This is a genomic window from Mycobacterium sp., from assembly GCF_036488105.1.
In the GTDB taxonomy this organism is placed as follows: Bacteria; Actinomycetota; Actinomycetes; order Mycobacteriales; family Mycobacteriaceae; genus Mycobacterium.
Genome location: NZ_DASXHW010000077.1, coordinates 1 through 9,280, shown reverse-complemented (window position 1 = coordinate 9,280; position 9,280 = coordinate 1). Strand labels below are relative to the sequence as shown.

The 9,280-nt window shown below is 64.8% G+C and carries 10 protein-coding genes; 4 read left to right on the top strand and 6 right to left on the bottom strand.

Features of this window, described 5'->3' with window-relative positions; all coding sequences use genetic code 11:
* Positions 1-120 precede the first annotated feature (120 nt).
* Both VGH54_RS04140 and VGH54_RS04135 read left to right on the top strand, forming a co-directional pair.
* Positions 121-789 (top strand): cytochrome c oxidase subunit 3, encoded by a 669-nt coding sequence (locus VGH54_RS04140; RefSeq protein WP_331510670.1) that lies wholly within the window; start codon positions 121-123, stop codon positions 787-789.
* A 4-nt stretch (positions 790-793) separates the two neighbouring features.
* The gene (locus tag VGH54_RS04135; RefSeq protein WP_331510669.1) at positions 794-1,069 is read left to right on the top strand and encodes a cytochrome C oxidase subunit IV family protein; all 276 of its coding nucleotides are present in this window, start codon (positions 794-796) and stop codon (positions 1,067-1,069) included.
* A gap of 486 nt (positions 1,070-1,555) precedes the next feature.
* On the opposite strand, the gene VGH54_RS04130 is transcribed toward VGH54_RS04135, so the two are convergent.
* Both VGH54_RS04130 and VGH54_RS04125 read right to left on the bottom strand, forming a co-directional pair.
* On the bottom strand, positions 1,556-2,227 hold the full coding sequence (locus tag VGH54_RS04130; RefSeq protein ID WP_331510668.1) for a helix-turn-helix domain-containing protein: 672 nt from the start codon (positions 2,225-2,227) through the stop codon (positions 1,556-1,558).
* 506 nt (positions 2,228-2,733) lie between these two features.
* Complete coding sequence (locus VGH54_RS04125) at positions 2,734-3,903, bottom strand: LLM class flavin-dependent oxidoreductase (RefSeq protein WP_331510667.1); 1,170 nt, start codon at positions 3,901-3,903, stop codon at positions 2,734-2,736.
* Positions 3,904-4,483: 580 nt separating this feature from the next.
* Here VGH54_RS04125 and VGH54_RS04120 point away from each other — a divergent pair.
* Positions 4,484-5,245, top strand: a complete 762-nt coding sequence (locus VGH54_RS04120) for an SDR family oxidoreductase (protein WP_331510666.1) — start codon at positions 4,484-4,486, stop codon at positions 5,243-5,245.
* Positions 5,246-5,319: 74 nt separating this feature from the next.
* Here VGH54_RS04120 and VGH54_RS04115 read toward each other — a convergent pair whose 3' ends face one another.
* The 4 genes from VGH54_RS04115 to VGH54_RS04100 all read right to left on the bottom strand — a co-directional run bounded on the left by VGH54_RS04115 (position 5,320) and on the right by VGH54_RS04100 (position 7,864).
* Positions 5,320-5,877 carry a Dabb family protein gene (locus VGH54_RS04115; protein WP_331510665.1) on the bottom strand — a complete coding sequence of 186 codons (558 nt, stop codon included), beginning with the start codon at positions 5,875-5,877 and terminating at the stop codon, positions 5,320-5,322.
* Positions 5,874-6,170 carry a hypothetical protein gene (locus tag VGH54_RS04110; RefSeq protein ID WP_331510664.1) on the bottom strand — a complete coding sequence of 99 codons (297 nt, stop codon included), beginning with the start codon at positions 6,168-6,170 and terminating at the stop codon, positions 5,874-5,876. Before VGH54_RS04110 ends, VGH54_RS04115 begins: the two co-directional genes overlap by 4 nt.
* A 96-nt stretch (positions 6,171-6,266) precedes the next feature.
* Complete coding sequence (locus VGH54_RS04105; protein ID WP_331510663.1) at positions 6,267-7,061, bottom strand: SDR family NAD(P)-dependent oxidoreductase; 795 nt, start codon at positions 7,059-7,061, stop codon at positions 6,267-6,269.
* Complete coding sequence (locus VGH54_RS04100; protein WP_331510662.1) at positions 7,058-7,864, bottom strand: SDR family NAD(P)-dependent oxidoreductase; 807 nt, start codon at positions 7,862-7,864, stop codon at positions 7,058-7,060. Before VGH54_RS04100 ends, VGH54_RS04105 begins: the two co-directional genes overlap by 4 nt.
* A 225-nt stretch (positions 7,865-8,089) precedes the next feature.
* Between VGH54_RS04100 and VGH54_RS04095 the strand changes: the two genes are divergently transcribed.
* The coding region (locus tag VGH54_RS04095; RefSeq protein ID WP_331510661.1) for an IS110 family transposase at positions 8,090-9,280 on the top strand (1,191 nt) is incomplete at its 3' end.

Sequence of the window (9,280 nt, the reverse complement as noted above, 5' to 3'; positions counted from 1 at the left end):
GTGATCTTTATCGTGTTCGGCGCCTGGGCCCTAGTTCAAGCGATCCTGCTCTTCCGGGCCATCGCTGGCCAGGAACGCGACGAAGCCGAGCGTATCGCGGCAGTCGGGTAGCGCGCCGCCATGAGCACGTCCAATCCTGGTATTGGCACGGTTGACGGTCGAAGCGCGGTCGTCATCTCCTCACGGCATAACATCGCTGCATCCGCAGGGCCACGGCGTCGCGGCCGGCCGCCACCCCATGTGCCCGGCGAACCGGGCGTCTGGATCCTTCTATTCGGTGACCTGAGCGCGTTCGCCATACTTTTCGCGCTGTATCTACACCAGCGCGGCCAACACCCCGAGCTCTTCGCCGCATCTCAGGCCACGCTCAACCGGTCGCTGGGAGCGACAAACGCCCTCGTCTTGCTCGCTAGTTCGCTCTTGGTCGCTATGGCCACTGGGGCAGTGCACCGCGCCGAATCCCGTCGCCTTGCGCGACCCCTTCTGCTGGGTGCGATGGTCTGTGGAGCGGTCTTCATCGCCATCAAAAGCGTTGAGTACCATGAAAAGCTGGCTTTCGGACTCACACCCGGCACCAACGATTTCTACATGTACTATTTCGTGCTCACCGGAATTCACCTCGCACATCTCGTCTTCGGTCTTGCAGCACTCTTCGTCCTGTGGAAACTGGCGCGCGCAACGACGCTCACGCCCAGCCACCGCAAATTCTTTGAGGCCGGAGCCTGCTTCTGGCACATGGTGGACATGCTGTGGATTGTCATCTTCGCCTTGCTGTTCCTGGTGCGGTGACGCGATGGGCGCTTTGCTTCTGACCTATGCAACGCCGGTGTGGCTGGTGCTCAGTGCCCTGACGGTGCTGTCGTGGGTACTCGGCGCGGACCACGCCTTCGGTGGCACCGACCACACCATCACAAGTCTGGCGATCATCGCCGTCGCAGTGTTCAAGGTACGACTGGTGGGCCTCTACTTCATGGAGGTGCGCTACGCCCCGGCATGGCTGCGTGTGCTGTTCGAAAGCTTCTGTGTCGCGCTCCTCATTCTGCTCACCACCATGTACATCTGCAGTTGATAACCGGGGGCCGAGGTGCCTATTTGCCTTGTTTTGCGAGTCTGGCCGAAGTCCGCGTAGTAGCACTTCGGCGTTCGCGTCGACGTCTGGTTCGCGAAACTTCGATGAGAAAATCCATTCCTGGGCCCAGACGCGGTACCCCGCGTCGATCTGCGGGGCGAACGCTTCTGCAATAGCATCTTCACAACAACTGTGGCAGGCGAATTCGAATCTATCCGAGTTGGTGCATCAACCCGACACGCGATCGCAATACCTATTGAGGCCCTATACGGATCGTGGCAAACCAAGGCGCAGCATCGGCGACGTCGAACTGGCCCCTGGCTGTGGGCGACACCGCAAGCCTGCGGTTCGTTATGGTCTCATGCGAGACGCGTGTGTCAGCACATCGCTTAGTCGCAACCTGCACACAGCACATCACGAGCATTTCGTGGATAGCTATACCGGCGTGAACTCGAAAGCGGTGTGGCGTCAGGTGCGAATGACCGTTCAGCCCTGGATCGTCGGGAGACTCGCTACGGCGATTCGCGCCAATTCATTGACAATCTGGTTGCGGGCCGGTCGGGTCGGCAACGCCGCGAACAGCAGGTCATCGAAGAGCGCGGCGGCGATCACCGAGCCGACGTTGATGCGCTCGTGCACACGAATCTGGGCCGACGCCTTCGTGCGGCGGCCCAGCCGCTTGTTGGTTGCGGCTCGCTTTTCGGCCATCCGGTCCATCAACCGGATCACCTCGAGGAACGCGGGGATATTCCCGGGTTGGTCGAGCACTTCGGGCTCGAACACCTGCGTTGCGAAATAGGTGACCATCAAGCCCCGGTTGGCCCTCAGCAGATCGTAGAGCCCGCCGACGAATTTCTTGGCAAACGCCTCCGCGTCATACTCGTCCCCCGCCTGGGCGTCGAACTTCTCCCACTCGAGCATGAAGGCGCGCATCGGTCCGAACACGACCTCGTTGAACAAGGCTGCCTTCGACCCGAAGTGACGGAAGAGCAAGGCTTCGGCCACCCCAGCGCGCTCGGCGATCCCGCGGGTCGTCGCCCGCGCGTAGCCATGCTCGCAGAACTCGTCGTGGGCCGCGGCCAAGATCAACTCGCGGCCGAGTCCGGGCTGCCGCCGGAACCGCTTCGGTGTCTCCCCCAATGCTTCCTGCCTAGTCATAGCGAGAACCTCCCGGGGTGAATTCTACGAGCATCGCGGGGCCCGGCTGGCGTGAAAGAATTGCAAGTATTACCGATGAGAGAGCATTCCGCGAGAGTGGGCGATCACTTTATTGTAGCGGCATCCCCAAGATGATTGCTGTCATCATCGTTGAGTGGGCGCGGCTGCGTTCGCACTGGCCGTTGCGCGGAAAAGGATTCGGCGATTCGGATACACCAGGCAAGGCATCAGCCTCCGCCAAGGTATCTGCTCGTCCGATCGCGCCTCGGTTGAGCAATATGTCTCATGCCTCATGTCCGCGTGGTCCAATTTTGTCAATTGACGCGCCCTGATCCGGTAACGCTCGTAAGTACTTATTTTCATTACCGGGCCGGTCCAGCCCGACGAGCCCGCGACTGAACTGCCGGGCCTGCTCGGTGGGAGTTCGTGGAGGGGCGGGGCGCCGACCACGCTGATCCGGTCCACCACCGACTGTGCCTGGTGGTTGCACCGTCATGGATCCTTCCTCACCGGGTCTTGGGGCACATGCGCTTGAGGAGCCTGGTGAGCTTGTATTGTTCCGCGAGGGATCGGGGGATCGCCGCTGTTTTGCCCGAAGGCCCCCCGCCCATGAGGGCCAAGTTGGTAACGACCATGTGGGACACGCCGTTGTCGACGAAATCGGCCAGCTGTTCGGCGACGCTCTCGGCCGACCCGCAGGGCACCAGCTGCTGAACCACCTCCGGAGTGATGAGGCGCCGCAATTCGGCCCATCGGCTCCCCTCGAACACCGCCGGGTCGAGATCGCCGGTGCCGCCCTGGCCTTCTCCGAGGGGATGGTGCAGGCCTGCGGCAGACCACGCCCGGGCGGGCATGGCGAGTGGGACCATCTGCACGAAGGGAGATGAGCACGCCCGGTGTAACTCCTCGGCCGTGCTCCCGAGGACTGTCATGACAAACAGGCTGCGGTCGATGGCGATCGGATCCCGGCCGGCGGCTTCCGCCCCTTCCGCCACGCGGTTGTCGGCCGCCTGCCAGAGTTTGAGCTGGGGCGTGTAGCTGATCCAGCCGTCGCCCCACCGGCCGGCGACCTCGCACGCCCTCGGCCCTTCGGCGGCCACCCAGATCGGCGGCGTGGATCCGCGATACGGCGGCAGGAAGGCAGCGTTCTCCCATCGGTGAAACGGCCCACTGTGCGTCACCTGCCCGCCACCCGACGACCAGACGGCGCGGATGGCACTCAGTGTGTCCTCGAGGCGGGCCACCGGACGGGTGAAGGACTCCCCCAGGGGGTCGAGATTCATCCGTTCCCCGGCGCCGATGCCGAGCACCACTCTTCCCCCCGACGTGTGGTGCAGGCTAAGCCACGCCCGAGCGAGGTCCGCCGCCGACCGGCGGAAAGGATCGGTCACGCTCACGCCCATCGGCCGGCGCCACCGCCGGCCGTAACGGGCGATCAGCACCGTCGGGTCGAACCACGCGTCAAGGCTTGGGATGAAACGCGCCATGGGTGTCATCTTGGGGTCCCAGAGCGCGTCGGGGATGGCGTGGGCAACGTGGTCGCCGAACCAGAAGGCGTCGGCACCCAGCATCCGCCCGAGTTGCATCTGCACGCTGACCGCGGTCAGCGGTGCCAGGGTCTCGACGTACCACCCGACCTTGAGGCACCGCTCCTTCCTCGCCCGGCGGCCGCTCATCGGTTCAGTCCTGCCGGGGGTCTGGGCCGGGCAGATGGCGGAGTGGGGCCCGGTAACCGGGGTCCCCGGGGCAGGGCCCGTACCCCGTCGGGCTGAAGCCGGCCGTGTCGCAGACGCTGTTGATCACGTGCCTCGGTTCGCCGGACCACGGGCCGCCGTAGAGCCCCGAAGATGAGGATGACGGCCGCCCCCACTTCCTCGCGCTCAGTGAAGCTGCACTCGAACTCCTCGCGGACCTCTTTAAAGGCCGGTGAACATGTTCCTGCGCTCGACATCAACCGTCCTTCCGTTCAGGCACTTGAGAACTTGCGTTTGAGTGTCCGGCCCAGGTCGGAGCGAGCAAGACAACTCGTGCCCGCCGATGCAATTGCCCTGCACGCCGGACGACTCGTACTCGCTGAGACTTGTCCACCGTCAGACCATAATAGTAAGCGCATACTTTTGCCAACGCTTGGTAGTACGCAACCAATGATCGAATTGACGGCGTTGATCGCACTAGCTAAAATAGTAAGTACTTACATCTACTCTCGGATCGATCGCACGAGACCGTTCAACCACACGCGAGAAGGGAAGTCGCTCCATGCCCAAGCTGGCTGGCAAGGTCGCCGTGATCACCGGCGGGACAACTGGTATCGGGCTCGCGACCGCGCAGCGCTTCATCGACGAAGGGGCGGAGGTCGTCGTCATAGGTCGTGATCCTGAACGAGTGCGGAGTGCGGGCGAGCGGCTCGGGAAAAACGCACTCCTCTTAACTGCCGACGTCCGGTCGGTCGCCGCGATGAGGACCACGTTTGTCGAGATCCATCGCAAGCTCGGTCAGATCGATGTCCTGTTTGCCAATGCAGGGATCTCTCGGGCGTGCCCGTTCGAGGAGGTGAGCGAAACGGAATTTGACGAGCAGATGGAAGTCAATGCTCGTGGCATCTTCTTCACCGTCCAGGCCGCCTCCCCCTACCTGCAAGAGGGCGCCAGCGTGATCTTGAACTCATCGATTAACGCTCGGGTTGGCTGGCCGGGCATGTCTGTGTATTCGGCCTCGAAGGCTGCGGTCCGATCCTTCGCCCGCACTCTTGGGGCGGAGCTGGCACCGAGAGGCATTCGCGTCAACTCGATCAGCCCGGGACCGGTGGACACTCCGATGATGACGAAACTGAGGCACCATTCAGGTCTAGCGCCGAACGAGGTTGCCAAGCTGGTCTCTGAAATGCAGTCGCAGCTTACGATCGGGCGCGCCAGCACTGCGGCGGAGATCGCCGGCGTCGTCCTGTTTCTCGCAAGCGCCGACTCGTCGTTCATGCTCGGCAGCGACGTCGTCGTGGATGGCGGGCTGGTGATGATCTGAGGGGCCGATCAATGACTGTCGTCAGCACGTATAGGCAGGCGGTCGCGGTCGCCCACCGCACTCGAGCAGACCAGCTACGGCAGCACCGGACCCGCTGCTTGGTACAACCACTGGGCAAGGCGCCTATCGACGACCGCGCCGGGGATCTCTGCATCGAAAAATCGGTCGACTCCCGCCCAGTGGTACGGGTTCGTCGTGTAATCGCCGTTGAGGCCGGCGATCGAAGCGAACTCCTGTTCCCAGGCGTGGGTCCAAAAGGAGGGGGAGGTGTCGTGGTCGACACGGCCCAACGCCCAGCTATGGATCGTATCGATGAACCTGGGCATCGCCGCGAGCTCAGCCTCGAACCGCGCCGCAACGTCTGCCGCGGTACCTGGCTGCACCCGAAACAGGAACGTCCGCTTGACGCGGGGCCCAGTGAGGTGAACGTGGGAGCCCCACAACGGCGCGACGGCCACGGCGTCGACAACCTCGACGCCGTCGATGCCGGGCTCAGGAAATGTCGGTGATACGACGTCCCAGGTCGCGTCCCCGCCACGCAGACAGCCGCGGATATTGCGGCCGGCCGAACCGGGCAACCCGTCAAGGACAGCCGCCTCGCCGAGCCGCAACTGGACAACCCAGCGAGTCATAGCGACGAACACACAGTCCGGTGACGTTCGAGCGCCACCGCATCGGTTGCCGCCCACCACGCCGCCACCGATTCGTCCTCCCCCGCCGCAAATCGCATGGTCCAGAACGACGCCACGTCCGGCAGTTCCCACCGGACAGTCACCTCGATCGCGTCGGGACCGACGTAGCACCACCAGCTGTCTGCGAGCCGCATCCCGCGTTGCACTGCCCCCGTCGCGTACTCGGCCCGCAGTCGATCCAGCCAGCTTGTAGCGTCCCCAGCGGGCAGCAGCACCCGATCGACCACGGTCACCGGCGGCACGATGAGTCACCGTCTTCGCTCAGGACGGACCACACCGGCAGGTCCAAGTCCGCCATGCTGCTGAATTTCTCTCCGAACTACGGTGCGTCATCGGGCAACCCACCCGCCGTCGATGACCAGTGTCTGACCGGTCATGTACGAGCTCGCGTCCGCGGCGAGGAACAGGATGGCGCCATCGAGTTCGTGCGGTTCGCCGTACCGCCCCATGGGGCAGTTCGTTCTGACGAACGCCAGCAGCGGATCGTCCTCATCGGCTGATGACAGCGCGTTCATCTGCGAGGCGAAGCCGCCTGGCGCGAGGGCGTTCACTCGAACGCCTCGTCGTGCCCACTGGCACCCGAGCTCGCGCGTAAGCCCGATCAGCGCACTCTTGGAGGCGCAATACGACGCCTGGTTTACCGGCGACGAAGCAACGATGCCGAGGATCGAGGAGACTTGGACGATCGATCCCCGGCCGCGCTCGAGCATGCAGCGCCCCACGAGCTGGCTCAGGTGGAACGCGGCACTGACATTGACCTCGATGGTGTCCCGGAAAACCTCGAGCTGTTCGCTCTCCGCCGGCGTGATGGTGGCGACGCCGGCGTTGTTCACGAGCACGTCGATGTGACCGTGGACCCTGAGCGCCTCGTCGACCAGTCGGACGTGGTCGGCCGTCTCGCGCAGATCGCAGGTGACGGGAACGACCCTGGGCCCTAGCTCGTCTCGTAGCTGCTCGAGGTACCCGGTGCGGCGAGCCCCGACGACCACCGTGGCCCCAGCCGCGTGCAGCACTCTCGCGAACCTGTTGCCCAACCCGCCCGAGGCGCCAGTGACGATCGCCACTCGGCCGTCCAGCCGGAACGCCGCCTGCAGGTCGATCGCGACGACCTCGGAGCTCGTCACCCGGCGCCCGCGCGTTCCAGCTCCTCGACCCCGTTCGCCACGGCGGTCAGAACGCTAATAAGGCCGCCGTCGATCGGAAGCGTGCTCGCCGTGATGTAACTCGCATCATCGCTGAGAAGGAACGACACCACCTGCGCCACCTCCTCGGGCGAACCGACGCGCCCCATCGCAGTGGATACCGCGAAGTACTTTGTGAGCGTGTCGGTCTGGCCGTGAAGCGGGCCGAATATCGGTGTGTCGATGATGCCCGGGCACACCGCGTTGACCCTGACCCCGAGCGGGGCCAGGTCGGCTGCGGCGCACTTCATCAGCCCGAGGATCCCGTGCTTGCTCGCGCCGTAGGCGGCACCGCCTGGGACTCCCATGAGGCCGGACGCCGACGAGGTGAGCACGAGCGCACCGCCGCCCGAGTCGATGATCCGACGGGAGCAGGCCCGAACCCCTAAGAACGTCCCGCGCAGGTTCACGTTGAGGACGCTGTCCCACTCCTCGACGCTGGAGTCGATGACCGACGCGACCACCTCGATCCCGGCGTTCAGGTGGGCGAGGTGCAGCCCGCCGAACGCCTCGACCGCAGCGGCAGCCATGGCGTCGTTGTCGTCAGGGCTGCTGATGTCAGCCCTGAACGCTGCGGCTCTTGCGCCGGAGCTCCGGATCGACGCTGCGATTTGCGCCGCGCCCGCGCCATCGATGTCCGCACACAGAACGCTGGCCCCACACGCTGCGAGACGGCGCGCGCTCGCGGCACCGAGGCCTGATGCGGCACCCGTGACGAGCGCAACGCGGCCGCTGAGATCAACCATGGGTCCTTACCTTTCTTGCAGGGTGTTCGGGACCGTCGGTCGTAGGCTTCGAATTGCCCAGGGACGTTGGGTATGGCTTTCATGGCTCTGCCGCGTTTGATGGCCCAGGAGGATTGGCCGCCCAGCGTCCCGCGACGACTCGACCGCTAATTGAGAGATGCGATGTGATCGCTGTGTAAGGACACGACGGCGTGGTCGTCTGGTGGGTAGATCCGAACGCCAACGATGGAGGTGGTTGTGGGACAGGAACTGTGGGCCGGCGTTGATGCCGGAAAATCCGAGCATCACGGTGTGGTCGTCGACGGTGACGGGCAGCGATTGTTGTCGCGGCGAGTCGCCAACGACGAAGCAGCCTTGCTGGATCTGATCGACGCGGTCACCGTGCTGGCCGACGGTGGGGAGGTCACCTGGGCGATCGACCTCAACCATGGCGGCGCCGCCCTGCTCATCGCCCTGCTCATCGCAGACGAGCAACGGCTGCTCTACATCCCCGGCCGCACCGTCCATCACGCCTCGGGCAGTTACCGCGGCGACGGCAAGACCGACGCCAAAGACGCCGCGATCATCGCCGACCAGGCCCGCATGCGCCGCGACCTGCAGCCGCTGCGACCCGGCGACGAGATCGCGGTCGATCTGCGCATCCTGACCGCGCGACGTGGCGACCTGGTCGCTGATCGGACCCGGGCGATCAATAGGTTGCGGGCTCAGTTGCTCGAGTACTTCCCTGCTTTGGAGCGGGCATTCGACTACAGCAACAGCAAGGCCGCGCTGATTCTGCTGACCGGTTACCAGACCCCGGATGGACTTCGCCGAGCTGGCACTGCGCGCCTGGAAGGGTGGTTGCGTAAACGCAAGGCCCGCAACGCCAATGCCGTCGCAACCAATGCCATGGCCGCTGCGCAAGCACAGCGCACCACCGTGCCCGGACAACAGATCGCCGCCGCCATGGTCGCGCGCCTGGCCAAGGAGGTGATGGCCCTCGACACCGAAATCGGCGACACCGAAGCGATGATCGAGGACCGATTTCGCCGCCACCGCCACGCCGAGATCATCCTGAGCATGCCCGGCTTCGGCGTCACCCTCGGTGCCGAATTCCTCGCCGCCACCGGCGGAGACATGGGCGCCTTCGACAGCGTCGACCGGCTCGCCGGCGTGTCCGGACTGGCCCCGGTGCCTAGAGACTCCGGGCGCATCAGCGGCAACCTCAAACGCCCGCGCCGCTACGACCGCCGACTGCTGCGGGCCTGCTACCTCGCTGCCCAGATCGCCATCCGCACCGACCCCGCCTCCCGGACCTACTACGACCGCAAGAGAACCGAAGGCAAAACCCACACCCAAGCCGTCATCGCCCTGGCCCGCCGACGCCTCAACGTGCTCTGGGCCATGCTCCGCGACCAAGCCGTCTACCAACCCACC